This window comes from Streptococcus sp. V940 (genome assembly GCF_054353495.1).
Map to the genome: position 1 here is coordinate 158,243 of NZ_JBTHHZ010000001.1, position 21,673 is coordinate 179,915.

The 21,673-nt window shown below is 41.2% G+C and carries 25 protein-coding genes; 22 read left to right on the forward strand and 3 right to left on the reverse strand.

Features of this window, described 5'->3' with window-relative positions; translation table 11 throughout:
- Nucleotides 1-34: 34 nt before the first annotated feature.
- From ACXYSM_RS00940 to groL, 22 genes are all read left to right on the forward strand, one after another.
- Nucleotides 35-766 carry an ABC transporter ATP-binding protein gene (locus tag ACXYSM_RS00940; protein ID WP_458634018.1) on the forward strand — a complete coding sequence of 244 codons (732 nt, stop codon included), beginning with the start codon at nucleotides 35-37 and terminating at the stop codon, nucleotides 764-766.
- Entirely contained in the window at nucleotides 763-1,812 is a 1,050-nt protein-coding gene (locus tag ACXYSM_RS00945; protein WP_458634019.1) for an ABC transporter permease, read from the forward strand. The genes ACXYSM_RS00940 and ACXYSM_RS00945 overlap by 4 nt, the downstream gene beginning before the upstream one ends.
- Nucleotides 1,813-1,859: 47 nt before the next feature.
- Nucleotides 1,860-2,654: a cell cycle regulator CcrZ gene (ccrZ, locus tag ACXYSM_RS00950; protein ID WP_458634020.1), complete on the forward strand. Its 795-nt coding sequence runs from the start codon at nucleotides 1,860-1,862 to the stop codon at nucleotides 2,652-2,654.
- A complete protein-coding gene (gene trmB / locus ACXYSM_RS00955) occupies nucleotides 2,651-3,286 on the forward strand; it encodes a tRNA (guanosine(46)-N7)-methyltransferase TrmB (protein ID WP_458634021.1) in 636 nt (211 codons plus the stop codon). Before ccrZ ends, trmB begins: the two co-directional genes overlap by 4 nt.
- Before the next feature lie 169 nt (nucleotides 3,287-3,455).
- On the forward strand, nucleotides 3,456-4,607 hold the full coding sequence (locus tag ACXYSM_RS00960) for a glycoside hydrolase family 3 protein (RefSeq protein WP_458634022.1): 1,152 nt from the start codon (nucleotides 3,456-3,458) through the stop codon (nucleotides 4,605-4,607).
- A gap of 165 nt (nucleotides 4,608-4,772) precedes the next feature.
- The gene (gene rimP / locus ACXYSM_RS00965) at nucleotides 4,773-5,252 is read left to right on the forward strand and encodes a ribosome maturation factor RimP (protein WP_458634023.1); all 480 of its coding nucleotides are present in this window, start codon (nucleotides 4,773-4,775) and stop codon (nucleotides 5,250-5,252) included.
- Nucleotides 5,253-5,293: 41 nt separating this feature from the next.
- Nucleotides 5,294-6,430 (forward strand): transcription termination factor NusA, encoded by a 1,137-nt coding sequence (gene nusA / locus ACXYSM_RS00970; RefSeq protein WP_006147911.1) that lies wholly within the window; start codon nucleotides 5,294-5,296, stop codon nucleotides 6,428-6,430.
- 21 nt (nucleotides 6,431-6,451) lie between these two features.
- The gene (gene rnpM, locus ACXYSM_RS00975) at nucleotides 6,452-6,745 is read left to right on the forward strand and encodes an RNase P modulator RnpM (protein ID WP_006144965.1); all 294 of its coding nucleotides are present in this window, start codon (nucleotides 6,452-6,454) and stop codon (nucleotides 6,743-6,745) included.
- On the forward strand, nucleotides 6,738-7,037 hold the full coding sequence (locus tag ACXYSM_RS00980; RefSeq protein WP_447263580.1) for a YlxQ-related RNA-binding protein: 300 nt from the start codon (nucleotides 6,738-6,740) through the stop codon (nucleotides 7,035-7,037). Before rnpM ends, ACXYSM_RS00980 begins: the two co-directional genes overlap by 8 nt.
- A 16-nt stretch (nucleotides 7,038-7,053) precedes the next feature.
- Nucleotides 7,054-9,795, forward strand: coding sequence for a translation initiation factor IF-2 (gene infB / locus ACXYSM_RS00985; RefSeq protein ID WP_458634024.1), 2,742 nt, complete (start codon nucleotides 7,054-7,056; stop codon nucleotides 9,793-9,795).
- 166 nt (nucleotides 9,796-9,961) lie between these two features.
- Nucleotides 9,962-10,312, forward strand: coding sequence for a 30S ribosome-binding factor RbfA (gene rbfA, locus ACXYSM_RS00990; protein ID WP_004251823.1), 351 nt, complete (start codon nucleotides 9,962-9,964; stop codon nucleotides 10,310-10,312).
- A 153-nt stretch (nucleotides 10,313-10,465) separates the two neighbouring features.
- A complete protein-coding gene (locus ACXYSM_RS00995; protein ID WP_458634025.1) occupies nucleotides 10,466-11,245 on the forward strand; it encodes a hypothetical protein in 780 nt (259 codons plus the stop codon).
- 101 nt (nucleotides 11,246-11,346) lie between these two features.
- Complete coding sequence (locus ACXYSM_RS01000) at nucleotides 11,347-11,580, forward strand: DUF1858 domain-containing protein (RefSeq protein WP_000368732.1); 234 nt, start codon at nucleotides 11,347-11,349, stop codon at nucleotides 11,578-11,580.
- Nucleotides 11,580-12,920, forward strand: coding sequence for a DUF438 domain-containing protein (locus ACXYSM_RS01005; RefSeq protein ID WP_458634026.1), 1,341 nt, complete (start codon nucleotides 11,580-11,582; stop codon nucleotides 12,918-12,920). Before ACXYSM_RS01000 ends, ACXYSM_RS01005 begins: the two co-directional genes overlap by 1 nt.
- A gap of 9 nt (nucleotides 12,921-12,929) precedes the next feature.
- Nucleotides 12,930-13,184 carry a DUF1912 family protein gene (locus ACXYSM_RS01010; protein WP_458634027.1) on the forward strand — a complete coding sequence of 85 codons (255 nt, stop codon included), beginning with the start codon at nucleotides 12,930-12,932 and terminating at the stop codon, nucleotides 13,182-13,184.
- A 235-nt stretch (nucleotides 13,185-13,419) separates the two neighbouring features.
- Nucleotides 13,420-13,710, forward strand: coding sequence for a DUF4651 domain-containing protein (locus ACXYSM_RS01015; RefSeq protein ID WP_458634028.1), 291 nt, complete (start codon nucleotides 13,420-13,422; stop codon nucleotides 13,708-13,710).
- The gene (locus tag ACXYSM_RS01020; protein ID WP_006144978.1) at nucleotides 13,707-14,024 is read left to right on the forward strand and encodes a thioredoxin family protein; all 318 of its coding nucleotides are present in this window, start codon (nucleotides 13,707-13,709) and stop codon (nucleotides 14,022-14,024) included. Before ACXYSM_RS01015 ends, ACXYSM_RS01020 begins: the two co-directional genes overlap by 4 nt.
- A gap of 9 nt (nucleotides 14,025-14,033) precedes the next feature.
- A complete protein-coding gene (gene ytpR, locus ACXYSM_RS01025; protein ID WP_458634029.1) occupies nucleotides 14,034-14,660 on the forward strand; it encodes a YtpR family tRNA-binding protein in 627 nt (208 codons plus the stop codon).
- Nucleotides 14,661-14,701: 41 nt separating this feature from the next.
- Nucleotides 14,702-15,463, forward strand: a complete 762-nt coding sequence (locus tag ACXYSM_RS01030; protein ID WP_458634030.1) for an SDR family NAD(P)-dependent oxidoreductase — start codon at nucleotides 14,702-14,704, stop codon at nucleotides 15,461-15,463.
- Nucleotides 15,464-15,537: 74 nt separating this feature from the next.
- Nucleotides 15,538-15,933, forward strand: a complete 396-nt coding sequence (locus ACXYSM_RS01035; protein ID WP_075566369.1) for a single-stranded DNA-binding protein — start codon at nucleotides 15,538-15,540, stop codon at nucleotides 15,931-15,933.
- 307 nt (nucleotides 15,934-16,240) lie between these two features.
- Nucleotides 16,241-16,525, forward strand: coding sequence for a co-chaperone GroES (groES, locus tag ACXYSM_RS01040; RefSeq protein ID WP_000917314.1), 285 nt, complete (start codon nucleotides 16,241-16,243; stop codon nucleotides 16,523-16,525).
- Between the two features lie 15 nt (nucleotides 16,526-16,540).
- A complete protein-coding gene (gene groL / locus ACXYSM_RS01045; protein WP_303404160.1) occupies nucleotides 16,541-18,160 on the forward strand; it encodes a chaperonin GroEL in 1,620 nt (539 codons plus the stop codon).
- A 96-nt stretch (nucleotides 18,161-18,256) separates the two neighbouring features.
- On the opposite strand, the gene serS is transcribed toward groL, so the two are convergent.
- The 3 genes from serS to ACXYSM_RS01060 form a co-directional block, all read right to left on the reverse strand.
- The gene (gene serS / locus ACXYSM_RS01050) at nucleotides 18,257-19,531 is read right to left on the reverse strand and encodes a serine--tRNA ligase (RefSeq protein WP_458634031.1); all 1,275 of its coding nucleotides are present in this window, start codon (nucleotides 19,529-19,531) and stop codon (nucleotides 18,257-18,259) included.
- 213 nt (nucleotides 19,532-19,744) lie between these two features.
- Entirely contained in the window at nucleotides 19,745-20,116 is a 372-nt protein-coding gene (locus ACXYSM_RS01055; protein WP_004251868.1) for a DUF956 family protein, read from the reverse strand.
- Between the two features lie 2 nt (nucleotides 20,117-20,118).
- Complete coding sequence (locus ACXYSM_RS01060; RefSeq protein WP_458634032.1) at nucleotides 20,119-21,483, reverse strand: aspartate kinase; 1,365 nt, start codon at nucleotides 21,481-21,483, stop codon at nucleotides 20,119-20,121.
- Between the last annotated feature and the right edge of the window lie 190 nt (nucleotides 21,484-21,673).

The window sequence follows — 21,673 nt, forward strand, 5'->3', positions numbered from 1 at the left end:
AATATAGCTACATTATACCAGATTCGGAGAAAATATGTTAGAAATTAAAAACCTGACAGGAGGCTATGTTCATGTCCCTGTCTTGAAAGATGTGTCCTTTAGCGTTGAGAGTGGACAGTTGGTCGGTTTGATAGGTTTGAATGGTGCGGGGAAATCTACGACTATCAATGAGATTATTGGTCTTTTGACGCCATATAGTGGGGAGATTAAGATTGACGGATTGACTCTAGGAGAGGATGCTTCGAGCTATCGCAAGAAAATTGGTTATATCCCTGAAACTCCTAGCTTGTATGAAGAATTGACGCTCAGAGAACATATTGAGACAGTTGCTATGGCCTACGGTATTGAACAAACTATCGCTTTTGAACGTGTAGAACCGCTTTTAAAAATGTTCCGTTTGGATCAAAAATTGGATTGGTTTCCAGTTCATTTTTCCAAAGGGATGAAGCAAAAGGTTATGATTATCTGTGCCTTTGTCGTGGATCCTAGTCTCTTTATTGTAGACGAACCTTTCCTTGGTCTTGATCCTTTGGCGATTTCAGATTTGATTCAACTTCTAGAAGCGGAAAAGAAAAAAGGAAAGTCTATCCTTATGAGTACCCACGTTCTTGATTCTGCTGAAAAGATGTGTGACTCTTTTGTCATTCTTCACAAAGGTCAAGTAAGAGCCAAAGGAAATCTCCAACAACTCCGAGAAGCCTTTGATATGCCAGAAGCAAGCCTCAATGATATCTATTTGACTCTGACCAAAGAGGAGGAGCTATGAAGGACTTGTTTTTAAAACGAAAGCAGGAATTTCGCAAGGAATGCTTGGCCTATCTCCGTTATGTGCTCAATGATCATTTTGTCTTATTTTTGTTGGTGTTGTTAGGATTTTTGGCCTACCAGTACAACCAGTTGCTCCAACACTTTCCTGAGAATCATTTCCCAATTCTGATTTTGATTGGGATGATATCTATTTTACTTTTGCTTTGGGGTGGTATTGCGACCTATCTAGAAGCGCCTGACAAACTATTTCTTTTAGTTGCTGAAGAAGAAGTGAGAGGACACATCCAGAAGCAAAGTCTGATTTCTTTCATCTTTTGGGTCAGTGTACAGACTCTCTTTTTGCTCCTGTTTGCGCCTTTATTCTTAGCCATGGGCCTTGGTTTGCCGATTTTTGGAGTCTATCTCCTTGTCTTGGGGATAGTAAAATATGTGATTTTTCGCCAAAAGTCTAGCAACTTTTTCCTTGGAAATGAACTTGACTGGGATTATGTCATTGCACAAGAAAGTAAACGGAAGCAGTTCTTGCTTCGATTCTTTGCCCTTTTTACACAAGTCAAGGGGATTTCAAATAGTGTTAAACACCGAGCTTATCTGGACTTTATCCTCAAGGGAGTTCAGAAAGTACCAGGAAAAATCTGGCAGAATCTTTATCTCCGCTCCTATCTGAGAAATGGAGATTTATTCGTCCTTAGTCTGCGACTCATAATCCTATCTTTGACCGCTCTCATCTTCATTGAGCAATCTTGGATTGCAGTCGCAATTGTAATTTTATTCAATTATCTTTTGTTATTCCAACTTCTAGCCCTCTATCATGCCTTTGACTATCAATATTTGACGCAATTATTCCCAGTAGGTAAGGGGCAAAAAGAGAAAGGCTTGAAGGAAATTTTGAGAGCGATTGGGGTCTTTGTATTAATCTTGGAAAGTCTCATAGGATTGCTTGTTTTTAAGGACAAAATTCTTGTTCTAGTACTTGTGGGAGCAAGTCTTGTCTTGCAATTTCTTTATTTGCCGTATCAACTGAGAAGATTGGTTGACGAATAGCATAAAAATTAGTAGAATAATAAGGAAACTTTATTCGGAGGAAAGAAATGGACTTGGGTGATATTGAGCTAACGCTAACCCCGATATCTGGGAAGAGCGGAAAAGCTTATATGGGAAGTTATCCAGATGGAAAACGTGTTTTTATAAAAATGAATACTTCTCCAATCCTGCCTGGTTTAGCTAGAGAGCAAATTGCACCACAATTGCTCTGGAGTCGTCGTTTACCAGACGGCCGTGATATGTCTGCTCAGGAATGGTTGACAGGAAAAATTTTGACGCCAAGTGATATGAACCGTAAACAAATTATCGATATTTTGACACGTTTACACTGTTCACGTCCCTTAATGACCCAGTTGACACGATTGGGATATGCAATGGAAACACCTTCGGATTTACTTCAGTCATGGGTAAACATGGCTCCGGATGCTTTAAAAAATAACCAGTATCTACGTATGGTTTTAGGTGATTTGCGTGAGAATCTTCCTGGCTTTAGGGAAGACTATGCAACCATAGTCCATGGGGATGTTCGTCATAGCAACTGGTTTGAGACAGAGAGTGGCTTGATTTATTTAGTAGATTGGGATTCTGTTCGCTTGACTGATCGTATGTTTGATGTGGCCTATCTGCTCTGTCACTATATTCCAGAGTATCAGTGGCAAGAATGGCTAGCTAATTATGGCTATAAGTATAATCAAACTGTCTTGAATAAGTTATATTGGTATGCTCAACTGTCATTTTTGAGCCTCATTACCAAATACTATGAAAATCAAGATTTGGATAATGTAAATCGGGAAATCTATGCTTTGCGTAGCTTCCGAGAAAAGTATGGAAAGAAAAAATGAGAGTTAGAAATCGTAAAGGGGCAACAGAACTGTTAGAGGCTAATCCGCAGTATGTTGTCTTAAACCCCGCAGAAGCTAAAGGAAAGTGGCGAGATTTGTTTGGCAATGACAATCCAATCCATGTAGAGGTTGGTAGTGGCAAAGGTGCTTTCGTAACAGGAATGGCCAAACAAAACCCTGGCATCAACTATATCGGGATTGATATTCAGAAGTCTGTATTAAGCTATGCATTAGACAAGGTCTTAGAAGTTGGAGTTCCCAACATCAAACTTCTATGGGTTGATGGTTCAGAATTGACCAATTATTTTGAAGATGGTGAAATTGACCGCTTGTATTTGAATTTCTCGGATCCATGGCCTAAAAAACGCCATGAGAAGCGTCGTTTGACTTATAAGAGCTTCTTGGACACTTTCAAACGAATCTTACCTGAACACGGTGAAATTCATTTCAAGACAGATAATCGTGGCTTGTTTGAATATAGCTTAGTGAGCTTTTCACAATATGGCATGAAACTCAATGGTGTTTGGTTAGACTTACATGCCAGCGACTTTGAAGGAAATGTCATGACGGAGTATGAGCAAAAGTTTTCAAGCAAGGGTCAAGTCATTTATAGAGTTGAAGCTCAGTTTTAATGTGAAGACTTGTTAGTGAAAGACTGTCGTTCACTCAAATGGAATGTAAACATGTAACTCAAGGATTTAGTTCTGTCTTCGATAGGACTAAATCCTTGAGTTTTTTAATAGATTTGGGATTTTGATAAGTGTGTACTTGTGCCCTGATAAGTGGTATAATGAAGGGGTTATGAGAAGAAGCATAAAACCTGTTGTAGTCTATTTTTTCTTTCTCCTTGTGATAGGTGGTTTGATTTTTTTGGATCATCAACACCATCGACAAGCAGATGTGCAAGTAGAAAAAACTGAGAAAACTACTCAAACGAGTGAAACAGATAAGGAAAAGGTTGTTGAAGATAGATTAGCTAAGATGACTTTGGAGGAGAAAGTCGGGCAATTATTCTGGGCCAGAGTTCCTGCCGATCATCAAATAGAAGATCTCAAATCCTATCATTTGTCTGGTTATATCTTATTTGGACGAGATTTTGAAGGACAAACCTTAGAGGATATGAAAGTTTTGACAAGTCGCTACCAAGCTGCTTCAAAGACACCTTTGTTAATTGGTTCCGATGAAGAAGGAGGAACAGTAACTCGTATTAGTTCGATTTTGGATACTCCTTTCCAATCTCCTATGACCCTTTATCATCAAGGAGGGATGGAGGCTGTTCTTTCTGATACTAGGAAAAAGGCAGAGCTGCTGAAATCTGTTGGTATCAATGCTGGACTCTTTCCAGTTGCGGATCTTGCAGGTGATTCATCAGCCTTTATTTACGATCGGACCATCGGACAAGATGCTCAAACAACTGCGAGTTATGTTAAGCAAGTTGTAGAAGAACTTCAAAAGAATAAGGTCGGTTCAACCTTGAAGCATTTCCCAGGATATGGTGATAATGGAGACAGTCATACCGACATTATCCGAGATAACCGCTCTTTGGATGATTTAAGACAAGCAGATTTTCTACCCTTTCAAGCTGGCATAGATGCAGGTTCGGATAGTATTTTAGTTTCTCACAACATCCTGACTAAAATTGATACAGTGCCGTCATCTATCTCGCCAAAAATCAACGAAATTCTTCGCAAGGAGCTGAATTTTAAAGGGGTCATAATGACGGATGATTTAGATATGGCAGGATTAGCCGATATTGTCAATCAGGATGAAGCTGCTCTCCAGGTAATATTAGCTGGAAATGATCTAATCCTAGGTTCTTCCTACCAAACTCAGATTCCTTATCTATTAAAGAAAATTTCTTCTGGAGACTTGACAGAAGAGCGTATTGATGAGTCTGTAAGACGTATTTTAGCATGGAAATATGACTTGGGATTATTCGATACGTCTCAGTAAAAGGAAACGTCATTTATAAAATCATGCAGAAACCTTTGAAGGAAAGCCTTCTATTGGTTGTGAAAAGGTCAAATCCTTGCAGGCTGGAATGATTTGTGGTATACTTATAGCAAGAATATAAGAAAGAGAGGCGGGGAGATATCTTCGCCTCTTGCTTATGAGGAGGTGGACGCAATCGCAACGATCGTTGAATTAGTCAGAGAAGTCGTAGAACCTGTTATTGAAGCTCCTTTTGAACTCGTAGATATCGAGTACGGAAAGATTGGCAGTGACATGATTCTTAGTATTTTTGTAGACAAGCCTGAAGGAATCACCTTGAATGATACGGCAGACTTGACTGAAATTATCAGTCCTGTCCTAGATACTATCAAGCCGGATCCCTTCCCAGAACAATATTTCCTAGAAATTACCAGTCCAGGATTGGAGCGTCCTTTGAAAACCAAGGAAGCAGTCGCTGGAGCGGTCGGGAAATATATCCATGTCGGGCTTTACCAAGCTATCGACAAGCAAAAGATTTTTGAAGGAACCTTATTATCCTTTGAAGAGGATGAGTTGACCATGGAATATATGAACAAAACTCGTAAAAAAACAGTTCAAATTCCATACAATTTGGTATCAAAAGCACGTTTAGCAGTAAAATTATAGAAAGAAAGGATAGCTTTTGAAAATTCAAAAGTGAAAAAAACATGAGTAAAGAAATGCTAGAGGCCTTCCGCATTTTGGAAGAAGACAAGGGAATCAAGAAGGAAGATATCATTGATGCAGTAGTAGAATCACTTCGTTCTGCTTATCGCAGACGCTATGGTCAATCAGACAGTGTAGCTATCGATTTCAACGAAAAGACAGGTGACTTTACTGTCTATACTGTCCGTGAAGTTGTTGATGAAGTGTTTGATAGCCGTTTGGAAATCAGCTTGAAAGATGCTCTTGCCATTAATTCAGCCTATGAACTTGGTGATAAAATCAAGTTTGAAGAAGCGCCAGGAGAGTTTGGTCGTGTAGCAGCCCAATCTGCCAAACAAACAATCATGGAAAAGATGCGCAAGCAAACACGTGCTATTACCTACAATACTTACAAAGAACATGAACAAGAAATCATGTCAGGTACAGTAGAGCGTTTTGACAACCGCTTCATTTATGTTAACCTTGGTAGCATCGAAGCCCAATTATCAAAACAAGACCAAATTCCTGGAGAAGTTTTTGCTTCTCATGACCGTATTGAAGTCTATGTCTACAAAGTTGAAGACAATCCTCGTGGAGTAAATGTCTTTGTTAGCCGTAGCCATCCAGAAATGATCAAACGTTTGATGGAACAAGAGATTCCAGAAGTATATGATGGAACTGTTGAAATCATGAGCGTCGCTCGTGAAGCAGGTGACCGTACTAAAGTTGCGGTTCGTAGCCACAATCCAAACGTGGATGCTATCGGGACAATTGTTGGACGTGGTGGAGCCAACATCAAGAAAATCACTAGCAAGTTCCATCCGGCTCGCTACGATGCTAAGAGCGACCGCATGGTACCTGTAGAAGAAAACATCGATGTTATCGAGTGGGTAGCAGATCCAGCTGAGTTTATCTATAACGCCATTGCTCCTGCTGAAGTTGATCAAGTTATCTTTGATGAAAATGACAGCAAACGTGCCTTGGTAGTTGTTCCAGATAACAAGCTTTCTCTTGCGATTGGTCGTCGTGGACAAAATGTTCGCTTGGCAGCACATTTGACTGGTTACCGTATCGACATCAAGTCTGCAAGTGAATTTGAAGCTATGGAAGAAGCAGGTCAAGTGGATTACGCTGAAACAGACGAATTGACTGAAGAATAAGATCTGCTAGAGGAGGGAAAGATGAAAACAAGAAAAATCCCTTTGCGCAAGTCTGTTGTTTCTAACGAAGTGATTGATAAGCGAGATTTACTCCGTATTGTCAAGAACAAAGAAGGTGAGGTCTTCATCGACCCGACAGGCAAGGCTAATGGCCGTGGCGCTTATATCAAGCTAGACAATGCAGAAGCCCTAGAGGCCAAAAAGAAAAAAGTCTTTAACCGTAGCTTTAACATGGAAGTTGAAGAAAGCTTTTATGACGAGTTGATCGCATATGTTGATCACAAAGTAAAAAGAAGAGAGTTAGGACTTGAATAAGCAAAAAATAAGTAATCTCTTGGGATTGGCTCAACGAGCAGGGAAAATTATCTCGGGTGAAGAAATGGTGGTCAAGGCCATCCAAGACCAGAAAGTAAAGCTGGTATTTCTAGCCCACGATGCGGCTCCCAACCTGACCAAGAAGATTCATGATAAAAGTGACTATTATCAAGTAGAAGTTATTACCGTGTTTTCAACACTGGAATTAAGCATAGCAGTCGGAAAATCAAGAAAGGTTTTAGCTGTGACAGATGCTGGATTTACAAAGAAAATGAGGTCTCTTATGGAATAGAAGAGGAGGACATGATTTGTCTAAGAAAAGATTGTACGAAATCGCAAAAGAACTTGGAAAAGAAAGTAAGGAAGTTGTAGCGCGTGCAAAAGAGTTGGGCTTGGAAGTAAAAAGCCATGCATCAAGCGTAGAAGCAGCGGCTGCTGAAAAAATCGTTGCTAGCTTTAAACCTGCTACTCCTAAAGCTGAAGCAAAGCCTACAGCACCAAAAGCAAGTGAAGCAAAGGTGGAAAGTAAACCAGCTACACCAGCAACTCCAAAGGAAGAAAAAGTTGTAGCAGCAAGACCACAGAGTCGAAACTTTAAAGCAGAACGTGAGGCACGTGCCAAAGAGCAAGCAGAACGACGCAAACAAAACAAGGGCAACAACCGCGATCAACAACAAAACGGTAACCGTCAAAAGAACGATAACCGTAATGGTGGGAAACCTGGTCAAGGAAACCGTGACAATCGTCGTTTTAACGACCAAGGGAAGAAACCACAAGGTCAAGGGAATCGTGGCAATGATTATCGCCAACAAGCTGATAATCGTTCCAACCAAGCTGGTCCTCGTATTGACTTCAAAGCTCGTGCAGCAGCTCTGAAAGCAGAGCAAAATGCGGAGTACGCACGCTCAAGCGAGGAACGCTACAAACAGTCTCAAGTTGCCAAAGAAGCCATGGCTCAAGCTAACAAACGTAAAGAGCCAGAGGAAATCTTTGAGGAAGCTGCTAAACTAGCTGAACAAAGTCAGCCTGTAGTGGAAGTAGCTCCTGTAGCCAAAGAGGCTGTAGTGGATACACGTCGTAAAAAGCAAGCTCGACCAGACAAAGATCGTGATGATTACGATCACGAGGAAGATGGTCCTAGAAAACAACAAAAGAATCGAAGTAGTCAGAATCAAGTGAGAAATCAAAGAAATAGTAACTGGAATAACAATAAGAAAAATAAAAAAGGCAATAAACAAAATAACCGTAATCAGACTCCAAAACCGATTACAGAACGCAAATTCCATGAATTGCCAACAGAATTTGAATATACAGATGGGATGACCGTTGCGGAAATCGCAAAACGTATCAAACGTGAACCAGCTGAGATTGTTAAGAAACTATTTATGATGGGCGTTATGGCCACTCAAAACCAATCTTTGGATGGAGAAACAATCGAACTTCTCATGGTTGATTACGGAATCGAAGCTAAACAAAAGGTTGAAGTGGACAATGCGGATATCGAACGTTTCTTCGTAGAAGATGGATATCTGAATGAAGACAAGTTGGTTGAACGTCCACCAGTTGTAACCATCATGGGACACGTTGACCATGGTAAAACAACCCTTTTGGATACCCTACGTAATTCTCGTGTCGCTACAGGAGAAGCAGGTGGTATTACTCAGCACATCGGTGCCTACCAGATTGAGGAAAATGGCAAGAAGATTACCTTCCTTGATACACCTGGACACGCGGCCTTTACTTCTATGCGTGCACGTGGTGCCTCTGTTACCGATATTACGATCTTGGTCGTAGCGGCAGATGATGGTGTTATGCCTCAAACGATCGAAGCTATCAACCACTCAAAAGCAGCGAATGTTCCAATTATCGTTGCTATTAATAAGATTGATAAACCAGGTGCCAACCCAGAACGTGTAATCGGTGAATTGGCTGAACACGGAGTTATGTCAACTGCCTGGGGTGGAGATTCTGAGTTTGTAGAAATCTCAGCCAAATTCAACCAAAACATCGATGAACTCTTGGAAACGGTCCTTCTTGTAGCTGAAATCCAAGAACTCAAAGCAGACCCAACAGTCCGTGCCATTGGTACCGTTATCGAAGCTCGTTTGGATAAAGGAAAAGGTGCGGTTGCGACCCTTCTTGTCCAACAAGGTACCTTGAATGTTCAAGACCCAATCGTTGTAGGTAATACTTTTGGACGTGTTCGTGCCATGACCAATGACCTTGGACGTCGTGTGAAGGTTGCTGGACCATCAACACCAGTATCTATTACAGGTTTGAACGAAGCACCGATGGCAGGTGATCACTTTGCCGTTTATGAAGATGAGAAGTCTGCGCGTGCAGCCGGTGAAGAACGTGCCAAACGTGCTCTTATGAAACAACGTCAAGCTACACAGCGTGTAAGTCTTGAAAATCTCTTTGATACTCTTAAAGCTGGTGAACTCAAGTCTGTTAACGTCATCATCAAAGCCGACGTACAAGGTTCGGTTGAAGCCCTTTCTGCCTCACTACAAAAGATTGATGTGGAAGGTGTAAAAGTTACCATCGTCCACTCAGCAGTTGGTGCTATCAACGAATCTGACGTGACTCTTGCCGAAGCTTCAAATGCCTTTATCGTTGGTTTCAACGTACGTCCTACACCACAAGCCCGCCAACAAGCAGAAGCAGACGATGTAGAAATCCGTCTCCACAGCATTATCTACAAGGTTATCGAAGAGATGGAAGAAGCCATGAAAGGTATGCTTGATCCAGAATTTGAAGAAAAAGTTATCGGTGAAGCGATTATCCGTGAAACCTTCAAAGTGTCTAAAGTCGGAACAATCGGTGGATTTATGGTTACTAGCGGTAAAGTTACCCGTGACTCTAAAGTCCGTGTTATTCGTGACGGTGTCGTTATTTACGATGGTGAACTTGCAAGTTTGAAACACTATAAAGATGACGTCAAAGAAGTTACAAACGGCCGTGAAGGTGGTCTCATGATTGATGGTTACAATGATATCAAGATGGATGATGTGATTGAGGCTTATATCATGGAAGAAATTAAACGATAATAGAGAAACGATAGCTCATTTGACTCGTTGTCAACAGTGCCTTGATGAACCCTTAGTTCTATCTAAGGCTTGTTTCCTAGATTCAAATGGCTCTAGTTCCTCTATCTTCTAGAAATAGCTAGGTCTGCTGGCCTAGCTTTTGATTCAATAGAGAGGAAGGAATAGCATGGGAAATCATTTCCGTACGGATCGTGTAGGCATGGAAATCAAGCGTGAAGTCAATGAGATTTTACAAAAGAAAGTCCGTGATCCCCGTGTCCAAGGTGTGACCATCACAGATGTTCAGATGCTAGGTGACTTGTCTGTAGCTAAGGTTTACTACACCATTTTGAGTAATCTTGCTTCAGATAATCAAAAGGCCCAAATTGGTCTTGAAAAAGCAACCGGAACTATCAAACGTGAGCTTGGTCACAATTTGAAATTGTATAAAATTCCAGACTTGACCTTCGTCAAAGACGAATCCATCGAGTATGGAAACAAGATTGACGAAATGTTACGCAATCTGGATAAGAAATAAGAAAGAGGGGCAACCCTCTTTTTTGTTTAGAAGAAGGAGGGTATTCTAGACTTAAAGGCTAATCAGAAAGAAAAAATAAGTTCTGAAAATTTCTTTTATGGAGCAAATGTGATATGATATAGTTCAAAATGAAAGAAAAAGAGAAGAAACTAGATGTCTAAACAAGATTTAGCTATGCAAGTATTGCAACAAGTCGTGAAACTCCCTGTTGTTAAAGTTGATCGTTCAAAATTTTTAGTAGATAAATTTTCCAAACAATTAGACCCAAAAGATATTCCTAGATTACTAGAAGAGGGACCAACAGCCTTGTTACCCCAGGATATTTTAGATAAAGTTGCTGATTCTTGTATTAAGGATAATGTTCTATTGGCGAGTGGAACTTCTGTTCTTGCAGGTATTCCTGGTGGTCTAGCCCTTGCAATCACCATTCCAACTGATGTTGCTCAGTTTTATGCTTTTTCGTTAAAATTGGCTCAAGAATTGGGATATATTTATGGCTATGATGATCTTTGGGCTTCACGAAATGAATTGAGTGAAGAAGCCAAAAATACGCTCTTGCTCTATCTTGGGGTCATGCTTGGAGTCAATAGTGCAGGAGCCCTCCTTCGAGCTGGGGGAGTATCAGTTGCTAAACATGTCATGAAGACAGTTCCCCAGAAGGCTTTGGCTAAGACTTTATGGTATCCTATTTTAGAAAAAGTTTTGAAAATTTTTGGGGTGAATCTGACAAAGGGAGGCCTTGCTAAAGGAATGGGCAAATTTATCCCAATCCTAGGAGGTGTCGTTTCAGGTGGTTTAACCTATACGACCATGAAACCTATGGGTAAAAGTTTGCAAAGAGAATTATCCAAACTAGTCAATTATAGTGAAGCTCAGTATCAAAGAGATGTAGAAACGATTCGAAAAGAAGCAGAAATCATCGAAGCAGAGTAATAGGAAGAAACTAGTAGGCTCGTACTGCTAGTTTTTTTATCCTAGCCCTTGTGGTATAATGAAAAAAGAAAATCCTGTGTGAAAACAGAATGGAGGTTGTGATGGATAATATTATTGACGTATCAATTCCAGTTGCGGAAGTGGTGGATAAACATCCAGAAGTTTTAGATATTTTGGTTGAGCTTGGTTTTAAACCTCTTGCAAATCCCTTGATGCGTAATACTGTAGGGCGAAAAGTTTCGCTCAAACAAGGCTCAAAGCTTGAAGGGACTCCTATGGATAAGATTGTGCGTACGCTTGAAGCAAATGGTTACGAAGTGATCGGGTTAGACTAATGACAGATGAACGTATTCATATCCTGCGGGATATTTTATTAGAATTGCATAATGGAGCCTCTCCGGAGTCCGTTCAGGAACGATTTGATGCTACTTTTACAGGTGTATCTGCTATTGAGATTTCACTTATGGAGCATGAGTTGATGAACTCTGACTCAGGCGTTACCTTTGAAGATGTCATGGAACTCTGTGATGTGCATGCCAATCTCTTTAAGAATGCTGTTAAGGGTGTCGAAGTTGAGGACACCGAACATCCTGGTCACCCTGTGCGTGTTTTTAAGGATGAAAATTTAGCCCTCCGTGCTGCTTTGATTCGGGTCCGTAGATTGCTCTCGACTTATGAATCTGTGGACGATGAGGAAATGCTGGTTGAGATGCGCAAAGGCTTGGTACGTCAGATGGGGCTTGTTGGTCAATTTGATATTCACTACCAGCGCAAGGAAGAGCTCTTCTTTCCTATCATGGAACGTTATGGCCATGATTCACCTCCCAAAGTTATGTGGGGAGTGGATGATCAGATTAGGGACCTCTTTCAAACAGCCTTAGTAGCAACTAAGTCGCTCCCAGAAGTGCCAATTTCCGCTGTAAAGGAAGCTTTTGAAGCGTTTGCGACAGAGTTTGAGAGTATGATTTTTAAGGAGGAATCAATCCTTCTCATGATTCTGCTTGAATCCTTTACCCAGGATGACTGGATTCAGATTGCTGAGGAAAGTGATGCCTATGGATATGCTATTATCCGTCCGTCTGAGAAATGGGTTCCTGAACGTCAAAGTTTTGTTGAGGAAAAAAGTGTAGAAGAACCAACTCAGCCAGAAACTGTAGATGGACAAGTTCAGCAAGTGATCGATATACCAGAAGGTCAGTTTACTATCACCTTTACACCAAAGGAAAAGGAAAAGGAAACGGTGCTAGATCGCAATAGCCAGCAGGCTTTTGGCAATGGCTATCTCTCAGTTGAACAGGCGAATCTTATCCTTAATCATTTGCCGATGGAGATTACCTTTGTTAATAAGGATGATATCTTCCAGTATTATAACGATAATACGCCAGCAGATGAAATGATTTTCAAGCGGGCACCGTCTCAGGTTGGACGAAATGTCGAACTATGCCATCCACCAAAATATTTGGAGAAGGTCAAAGCCATTATGCAAGGTCTTCGTGAAGGGAAAAAAGACAAGTACGAGATGTGGTTCAAGTCAGAATCACGTGGAAAGTTTGTCCATGTTACCTACGTAGCTGTCCACGATCAAGCAGGAGAGTTTCAAGGAGTTTTGGAATATGTTCAGGACATCCAACCCTACCGTGAGATTGATACAGACTTTTTCCGTGGATTAGAATAAGGAGAAAAAATGAGTTACGAGCAAGAATTTATGAAGGAATTTGAAGCCTGGGTTAATACCCAGATTATGATCAACGATATGGCTCTTAAGGAAAGCCAAAAGGTCTATGAAGAAGATCAAGATGAGCGCGCTAAAGATGCCATGATTCGCTACGAGAGTCGCTTGGATGCCTACCAGTTCTTACTAGGTAAATTTGAAAATTTCAAGGCAGGCAAGGGATTCCATGATTTACCAGAAGGTTTGTATGGCGAGAGAAATTATTAATTTTTAGAAATTAGAAAGGAGGCTGGGACAAAAGTCCTAGCCTCTCAATTGTCTTTGGATTGTCGAGCAAGACGCAGTGGTTGAGTGGGCTCTACTACGCTGATTTCATCAGCTTTTACAGCCCTACTCAACTGTGCGGAGGTGGGACGACGAAATCGAATTCTAACGAATTACCGATTTCTGTCCCACTCTCTTTTTCATTGTTCCTTGAGCCTTTTTGTGTTACAATGTTAGCATGAAAACGAAAAATATTATTAAAACAGGTTTAGTCGTGGCAGGGCTTGGAGCACTTGCCTTTGGTGCTAAGAAAGTAGCTGATGATCACAAACTCATGAAGACACAGGGAGAGTTAACGGCTATTGTGCGTGACTATTTCTCAGAAATGGGTGAGATTGGGACTCTCTATGTCCAAGTATACGAAAGTAGCCTAGAACGTCTTGTTGGTGGTGTCATTTTTGAAGATGGTCGTCACTATACCTTTGTCTATGAAGATGAAGATCTCATCTACGAGGAGGAGGCCTTATGATTTCTCCTAAAAATATAGAAGAATTAGCAAATCTAGTAGAGCAGGATGGCAAGAAGGTCTTCCTTTTTGTTGCGGATTGGTGTGGCGATTGCCGTTATATCTATCCTGCCTTGCCAGAGATTGAAGAGGCAAATCCAGAGTTCACTTTTATACGGGTAGACCGAGATGAGTACATGGAACTTGCTAAACTTTGGGATGTATACGGGATTCCAAGTCTTGTTGTTTTAGACAAGGACAAGGAGATTGGACGTTTTGTCAATCGTGACCGTAAAACCAAGGGGCAAATCAATGACTTTTTAGCAAGTTTGAAATAGGAGAAAAGAATGATTTTTACATATAATAAAGAACATGTCGGCGATGTACTTATGGTCATCGTGAAAAACAGTGGAGATGCCAAACTAGATGTTGAGCGTAAAGGTAATGTAGCGCGTGTTTTCCTAAAAGAAACTGGTGAGACTGTCGCTTGGAACATTTTTGAAGTTTCTAGCATGTTTGAAATCTCTGAGCGCGGGCAAGTCTTTTTAACTGACGAGCAAGTAGCTCGTTTGAACCAAGAATTGCAAGAAGAAGGATTTACTGAAGAAATCATCAATGACAAGGAACCCAAATTTGTGGTTGGTGAGATTGTAGAAATGGTTGCGCATCCAGATAGTGACCACCTCAATATCTGCCAAGTTGCTGTTGGGAATGACAAGACAGTACAAATCGTTGCTGGTGCTCCCAATGCGCGTGTCGGTTTGAAAACCATTATTGCTCTTCCTGGAGCCATGATGCCAAAAGGCAATCTCATTTTCCCAGGGGAACTTCGTGGGGAAAAGAGTTTTGGTATGATGTGTAGTCCTCGTGAACTTGCCTTGCCAAATGCTCCCCAAAAACGTGGGGTCATTGAATTGTCAGACGACCAGGTAGTTGGAACACCCTTTGACCCAGCTAAGCACTGGACTGCTTAATCACTAAAAGTGATTTATAATCTTTGACAGAGGGAAATAAGATGGCAAAAAATGTAGTCATTACAGGTGCAACATCAGGTATTGGTGAAGCAATTGCGCGTGCTTATCTTGAAAAAGGTGAGAATATTGTCCTCACAGGACGTCGAACAGAAAGACTCGAAGCTTTAAAGACTGAATTCGCAGAAGTCTTTCCAAATCAAAAGGTCTGGACCTTTCCGTTAGATGTAACAGATATGAACATGGTAAAGACTGTTTGCTCAGAAATTCTAGAGACTGTAGGTCAGATTGATATCTTGGTCAATAACGCCGGACTTGCTTTGGGTCTAGCTCCTTATCAAAATTATGAAGAGTTGGATATGTTGACTATGCTGGATACCAATGTCAAGGGTTTGATGGCAGTTACGCGCTGTCTCTTGCCTTCCATGGTAGTAGCTAATCAAGGGCATATCATCAATATGGGATCTACTGCAGGGATTTATGCCTATGCTGGAGCAGCGGTCTATTCAGCAACCAAGGCTGCAGTCAAAACTTTTTCAGACGGGCTTCGGATTGACACCATTGCGACAAATATCAAGGTGACCACTATTCAGCCTGGTATTGTAGAAACTGATTTTTCTAAAGTTCGTTTTCATGGAGATGAGGCACGGGCGGCGACGGTCTATCAGGGACTCGAAGCCTTACAGGCGCAAGACATCGCTGATGCTGTGGTTTATGTGACCAGTCAACCTCGTCGTGTGCAAATCACAGATATGACGATTATGGCCAATCAACAAGCAACTGGGTTTATGATTCATAGAGATTAATGTTATTTAAAAAAGTTACAAATCTTGTAACTTTTTTTATTTTCCTTCGAATAGATAAGTAGGAGGATGAAAAAATGTATAATAAAGTTATCATGATTGGACGCTTGACGTCTACACCAGAATTGCACAAAACTAACAACGACAAGTCAGTGGCTCGTGCGACGATTGCTATTAACCGTCGTTTCAAGGATCAAAACGGGGAGCGTGAAGCGGACTTCATCAATATTGTTGTCTGGGGCAAACTTGCTGAAACCTTGGCTAGCTATGCAAGCAAAGGCAGTCTTATTTCTGTGGATGGGGAGCTTCGTACCCGTAAGTTCGAGAAGAATGGTCAGACCAACTATGTGACCGAAGTTCTCGCTACAGGCTTTCAGCTTTTAGAAAGTCGTGCCCAACGTGCTATGCGTGAAAATAATGCAGGCCAAGACTTAGCAGATCTGGTTTTGGAAGAGGAGGAACTACCTTTTTAAAATGATAGGAGGCTGGGACAAAAGTCCTAGCCTCTCAATTGTCTTTGGATTGTCGAGCAAGACGCAGTGGTTGAGTGGCCTCTACTACGCTGATTTCATCAGCTTTTACAGTTCTACTCAACTGTGCGGAGGTGGGACGACGAAATCGAATTCTAACGAATTACCGATTTCTGTCCTACTCTCTTTTTTATGCTATAAATCAGACTTTTTTCTTGACTATTTCTGACTAAGTGATACAATAGAACTATGGTTTAGCACTCGTATGCAAAGAGTGCTAATAATATGATTATCTTATGGAGGAAAGCAGATGTTGAAACCATTAGGAGACCGCGTGGTCTTGAAAATTGAAGAAAAAGAACAAACAGTTGGTGGCTTTGTCCTTGCAGGATCAGCCCAAGAAAAAACAAAAACAGCTAAAGTAGTAGCTATTGGACAAGGTGTTCGTACCTTGAGCGGTGAACTAGTTGCTCCAAGTGTAAAAGTTGGAGATCAAGTTTTAGTCGAAGCTCATGCGGGTATTGAAGTCAAAGATGGTGATGAAAAATATGTCATCGTTGGTGAGGCTAACATCTTAGCAATTGTGGAAGAATAATAGGAGGAAATAAGTATGTCAAAAGAGATTAAATTTTCATCTGATGCACGCTCAGCAATGGTCCGTGGCGTTGATATCCTAGCTGATACTGTTAAAGTGACCTTGGGACCTAAAGGCCGTAACGTTGTTCTTGAAAAATCATTTGGTTCACCATTGATTACCAATGATGGGGTGACAATCGCTAAAGAAATCGAATTGGAAGACCATTTTGAAAATATGGGTGCCAAATTGGTATCAGAAGTAGCTTCTAAAACCAATGATATCGCTGGTGATGGGACAACTACTGCAACAGTATTGACTCAGGCTATCGTCCGTGAAGGAATCAAAAACGTTACTGCTGGCGCAAATCCAATTGGTATTCGCCGTGGGATTGAAGCTGCGGTCGCTGCAGCCGTTGAAGCCTTGAAGAACAATGCTATTCCAGTAGCAAATAAAGAAGCTATCGCTCAGGTCGCTGCAGTATCATCTCGTTCTGAAAAAGTTGGTGAATACATCTCTGAAGCAATGGAAAAAGTTGGTAAAGATGGAGTTATCACTATTGAAGAATCACGTGGTATGGAAACCGAGCTTGAAGTGGTTGAGGGAATGCAGTTTGACCGTGGTTACCTCTCACAATACATGGTTACTGATAATGAAAAAATGGTTGCAGACCTTGAAAATCCATACATTTTAATCACAGACAAGAAGATTTCAAATATCCAAGAAATCTTGCCACTTCTAGAAAGTATTCTTCAAAGCAGTCGTCCGCTCTTGATTATTGCAGATGATGTTGATGGTGAAGCTTTGCCAACTCTTGTTTTGAACAAGATTCGTGGAACTTTCAACGTAGTTGCTGTTAAGGCACCAGGATTTGGTGACCGACGTAAAGCTATGCTTGAAGATATCGCAATCTTGACAGGTGGAACTGTTATCACAGAAGATCTTGGTCTTGAGCTAAAAGATGCTACTATCGAAGCTTTAGGTCAAGCAGCTAAAGTATCTGTAGATAAAGATAGCACAGTTATTGTTGAAGGTGCAGGAAATCCTGAAGCAATTGCTAACCGTGTGGCTGTGATCAAATCACAAATCGAAACCACAACTTCAGAATTCGACCGTGAAAAACTCCAAGAGCGCTTGGCTAAATTGTCTGGTGGCGTTGCAGTCATCAAGGTCGGAGCTGCAACCGAAACAGAGTTGAAAGAGATGAAACTCCGTATCGAAGATGCCCTTAACGCTACTCGTGCAGCAGTAGAAGAAGGTATTGTTGCAGGTGGTGGTACTGCCTTAGTGAATGTTATTCCAGCCGTTGAAGCTTTAGAATTGACAGGAGATGAAGCAACAGGACGTAGCATTGTTCTTCGTGCCTTGGAAGAGCCGGTTCGCCAAATTGCCTACAATGCAGGCTATGAAGGCTCAATCGTTATCGATCGTTTGAAAAATGCAGAAGCTGGTACAGGCTTCAACGCTGCGACAGGTGAATGGGTTAACATGATTGAAGCAGGTATTATCGATCCTGTTAAGGTTAGCCGTTCAGCCCTTCAAAATGCAGCTTCAGTAGCAAGTTTGATTCTAACAACAGAAGCCGTTGTGGCTAACAAACCAGAACCGGTAGCACCAGCACCAGCTATGGATCCATCAATGATGGGTGGTTACTAATAAATAAAAACAGGTAGAAATCACAATTTCTACCTGTTTCTTTTGAATCACTTAAAAAGAGGGAGCTCAGCTTCCTCTTTTTTTTATCTGAAAATGTTATGGTTTGATAACTTCAGCTCCACCCATGTATGGACGAAGGACTTCAGGAATAGTAACAGAACCATCTTCGTTTTGATAGTTTTCAAGAATAGCAGCAACGGTACGTCCAACAGCAAGTCCAGAACCGTTCAAGGTGTGGAGAAGTTTAACCTTACCATCTGCTTCGTCACGATAACGGATTTGGGCACGACGTGCTTGGAAATCTTCTGTATTTGAACAGCTTGAGATTTCACGGTAGGTATTTTGTGCTGGGATCCAAACTTCCAAGTCGTAAGTCTTAGCAGCTGAGAAGCCCATATCTCCTGTAGAAAGAGCAACTACACGGTATGGCAAGTTGAGTTTTTGAAGGATGTTTTCAGCGTTAGCTGTCATCTTTTCTAGTTCTTCGTATGACTCTTCAGGCTTGGCAAATTTCACCATTTCTACCTTGTGGAATTGGTGCAAACGAATCAAACCGCGAGTATCGCGACCAGCAGAACCAGCTTCAGAACGGAATGATGGACTCATAGCAGTAAAGTAGATTGGCAGTTCCTTACCATCAATGATTTCATCACGGTAGTAGTTAGTCAAAGGTACTTCAGCTGTAGGAATGAGGACATAGTTGGTATCGCTGATCTCAAAAGTATCTTCCTTAAATTTTGGATATTGGCCAGTACCAAACATAGAATCATGGTTAACCATGTAAGGGGTGATGACTTCAGTATAACCTTCCTTACCATGCTCATCTAGCATAAAGTTGTAGATGGCACGTTCTAAACGAGCTCCGAGGCCTTTATAGAAGAGGAAACGAGCTCCAGTGACTTTTCCACCACGTTCCCAGTCAAGAATACCGAGGTCTTCTCCGAGATCCCAGTGGGCTTTTGGTTCAAAGTCAAACTCACGAGGAGTTCCCCAACGGCGAACTTCTACGTTATCATCTTCGTCTGCCCCAATAGGAACACTGTCAGCTGGGATGTTTGGAAGAGTAGTGGTAAATTCTGTCAATTTAGCATCGATTTCAGCTAATTCTGCATCGAGTGCTTTGACTTCGGCAGATAGGTTTTGCATGGCAGCAATCTTGTCATCTGCATTTTCCTTGTTGCGCTTAGCTTGAGCAATTTCAGCAGAAACCGTGTTACGCTCTGCCTTGAGGGTTTCAACCTTAACCAAGATGTCACGACGTTTAGCATCGATTTCTTTCATCTCGTTCAAGATAGCAGCATCTACACCACGTGTAGCCAATTTTTCTGCGACAGCATCAAAGTCTGTACGAATACGTTTGATATCTAGCATATAAACTCCTTTATGAAAAAAGCACACCTGACAAAGCGTTGGAGTGGCAGAGCCACGGTTCCATCCAACTTCACAGGTGTGCACTTGATTCTGTATTTGATTTAAAACAACGGTAGAATTTCACCTATCTCTCCTATCTGCTCGCAGCATCCGCAGACTTTCTGGAAGAAGAGGATAACCTACTTATCCGTTTCTATGATTATACTAAACTTTCTATTTTTTTGCAAATAGATTTTTGATTTTACGACCGATGATTTGGAGTAAGGTTGGAAGCTTCACAACCTTTTCATTTCCGATTTTTTCCCGAGCAATTTTAAGAATTTTTCCGGAGTCTTTTGAGGCAAAGAGGAATTTTCCTTGGTCTGTAAAAACTTCAAAATGACGACTAACCTTACGGCCTGAAACATTGGCTCCGATTTGATTAACGCTAGACCATGGGATTTGAATATAATCCTCAATATTGCGATCTGAGTAAAACTCCAAGGCTTGGTCTCCTACCAGAAATTTTCCAACTTTTCCTTGTATAGAGAGGTAAGAAGTTCCAGTAGTTTGTAAGTCAACGACTTTATTAAGAGATTGTGCCATGTTTAGTCTTCCTTACTTTCACCGAAAAATGCTTGGTAGAGAGCCTTAAGAGCAGCTTTTTCTTGGTCTTTTTGAACAACGAACATGATAGAAACTTCGCTCGAACCTTGAGACATCATTTGAATGTTGATCTTATTTTCTGATAGAGCACGAGTAGCTGTAGCAGTTACCCCGATGTGACGCTTCATTTTTTCACCAACAATCATGATAATAGAGAGGTCATGTTCGATTTCAGCGTGGTCGACCTCAGCTTTTTGAACAAGTTGACGGAGGATTTCTTCCTCTTTGATTGGTGTAAGCTCACGCTCACGAAGGATGATAGAAAGGTCATCGATACCTGTAGGCATGTGTTCCCAACCAATATTCAGGTCTTCTAGAATTTGAAGTACTTTACGACCAAAACCAACTTCGCGGTTCATGAGGTACTTGGACATATTGATGCTGACAAAACCAGAATCACCAGCAATCCCCACTACTGGGAATTCATCACTGCTGTGTTTCAGAACGATGCGAGTACCTGGATGGTCAGGATTATTGGTATTTTTGATAACAAGAGGGATTTTCCCGCGGTAGGCTGGAAGGAGTGCTTCGTCATGTAGTACAGAGAAACCTGCATAGGCCAATTCCCGCATTTCACGGTAAGTCAATTCAGGGATTGAGTGTGGCTTGTGAATGATACCAGGGTGGGCAGCAAAAATTCCGTCAACATCAGTAAAGTTTTCATAAAGGTCAGCTTTAACTCCAGCTGCGATAATTGAACCAGTAATATCAGATCCACCACGAGAGAAGGTACAGATTTGATCTTCCTTGGTCACGCCAAAGAATCCTGGGATAACTAGAACTTCTGTGCCATTATTGAGTTCTTCAATTTTGTCATAACTTGAAGGAATGATACGAGCATTTCCAGGTTCGCTTGTTACAACAATACCAGCCTCTCGTGGATGAACATAGCGAGCTTCTAATCCATTTTGGTTAAAGTAAGCTGCAATGAGTTTAGCGTTGTTATTTTCCCCTGCAGCAAGGAAGGTATCGTAAAGAAATTCATTGTTTTCAATTGGAAGGGTAGCGAGAGTTCGGATGCTTTTAGAGATTCGTTCTAAAACAGCAGGTTTAAGCCCGAGTTCGCTAACCATTGCAGCGTAACGATCGATAATCCAATTTTGGCTAGCACTGATATCATTTCCAGCTACATAATCACGATAATATTTAATCAAAGCATCCGTAACCTTGGTATCCTCAGAATCACGCTTTCCTGGTGCAGATACAACCACAAAACGACGTTCAGGGTCACTTTTTACAATGTTTAGAACCTTTTTCAACTGGTTAGCAGAGGCAAGTGAACTTCCTCCAAATTTTACAACCTTCATAAGAACTCCTCAGTTAGTATTTTATACGATTATAGCAGAAAGAAGGTCTTTTTTCAATCTGCAATAGGAAAGGCTACATCTTATTAGAGGTCTGGACATGATTAGCTTAACTTAGTTATTTTTAGTATAGAAAATACCCTTAAAAAATCGGCTGATACACTTTTATACAATTTTTACTTGTATAACTAAA

Excerpts from the sequence above, each read along its gene's own strand:
- ACXYSM_RS00960 (WP_458634022.1), top strand. The coding sequence starts at position 3,456 with ATGAGAAGAAGCATAAAACCTGTTGTAGTCTATTTTTTCTTTCTCCTT.
- ACXYSM_RS01030 (WP_458634030.1), top strand. The coding sequence starts at position 14,702 with ATGGCAAAAAATGTAGTCATTACAGGTGCAACATCAGGTATTGGTGAA.
- groES (WP_000917314.1), top strand. The coding sequence starts at position 16,241 with ATGTTGAAACCATTAGGAGACCGCGTGGTCTTGAAAATTGAAGAAAAA.
- ACXYSM_RS00995 (WP_458634025.1), top strand. The coding sequence starts at position 10,466 with ATGTCTAAACAAGATTTAGCTATGCAAGTATTGCAACAAGTCGTGAAA.
- groL (WP_303404160.1), top strand. The coding sequence starts at position 16,541 with ATGTCAAAAGAGATTAAATTTTCATCTGATGCACGCTCAGCAATGGTC.
- ACXYSM_RS01035 (WP_075566369.1), top strand. The coding sequence starts at position 15,538 with ATGTATAATAAAGTTATCATGATTGGACGCTTGACGTCTACACCAGAA.
- ACXYSM_RS01000 (WP_000368732.1), top strand. The coding sequence starts at position 11,347 with ATGGATAATATTATTGACGTATCAATTCCAGTTGCGGAAGTGGTGGAT.
- nusA (WP_006147911.1), top strand. The coding sequence starts at position 5,294 with ATGAGTAAAGAAATGCTAGAGGCCTTCCGCATTTTGGAAGAAGACAAG.
- ACXYSM_RS00945 (WP_458634019.1), top strand. The coding sequence starts at position 763 with ATGAAGGACTTGTTTTTAAAACGAAAGCAGGAATTTCGCAAGGAATGC.
- rnpM (WP_006144965.1), top strand. The coding sequence starts at position 6,452 with ATGAAAACAAGAAAAATCCCTTTGCGCAAGTCTGTTGTTTCTAACGAA.
- ACXYSM_RS01005 (WP_458634026.1), top strand. The coding sequence starts at position 11,580 with ATGACAGATGAACGTATTCATATCCTGCGGGATATTTTATTAGAATTG.
- ACXYSM_RS01055 (WP_004251868.1), bottom strand. The coding sequence starts at position 20,116 with ATGGCACAATCTCTTAATAAAGTCGTTGACTTACAAACTACTGGAACT.
- ytpR (WP_458634029.1), top strand. The coding sequence starts at position 14,034 with ATGATTTTTACATATAATAAAGAACATGTCGGCGATGTACTTATGGTC.
- rbfA (WP_004251823.1), top strand. The coding sequence starts at position 9,962 with ATGGGAAATCATTTCCGTACGGATCGTGTAGGCATGGAAATCAAGCGT.
- serS (WP_458634031.1), bottom strand. The coding sequence starts at position 19,531 with ATGCTAGATATCAAACGTATTCGTACAGACTTTGATGCTGTCGCAGAA.
- trmB (WP_458634021.1), top strand. The coding sequence starts at position 2,651 with ATGAGAGTTAGAAATCGTAAAGGGGCAACAGAACTGTTAGAGGCTAAT.
- ccrZ (WP_458634020.1), top strand. The coding sequence starts at position 1,860 with ATGGACTTGGGTGATATTGAGCTAACGCTAACCCCGATATCTGGGAAG.
- ACXYSM_RS01010 (WP_458634027.1), top strand. The coding sequence starts at position 12,930 with ATGAGTTACGAGCAAGAATTTATGAAGGAATTTGAAGCCTGGGTTAAT.
- ACXYSM_RS01015 (WP_458634028.1), top strand. The coding sequence starts at position 13,420 with ATGAAAACGAAAAATATTATTAAAACAGGTTTAGTCGTGGCAGGGCTT.
- ACXYSM_RS01020 (WP_006144978.1), top strand. The coding sequence starts at position 13,707 with ATGATTTCTCCTAAAAATATAGAAGAATTAGCAAATCTAGTAGAGCAG.
- ACXYSM_RS00940 (WP_458634018.1), top strand. The coding sequence starts at position 35 with ATGTTAGAAATTAAAAACCTGACAGGAGGCTATGTTCATGTCCCTGTC.
- ACXYSM_RS01060 (WP_458634032.1), bottom strand. The coding sequence starts at position 21,483 with ATGAAGGTTGTAAAATTTGGAGGAAGTTCACTTGCCTCTGCTAACCAG.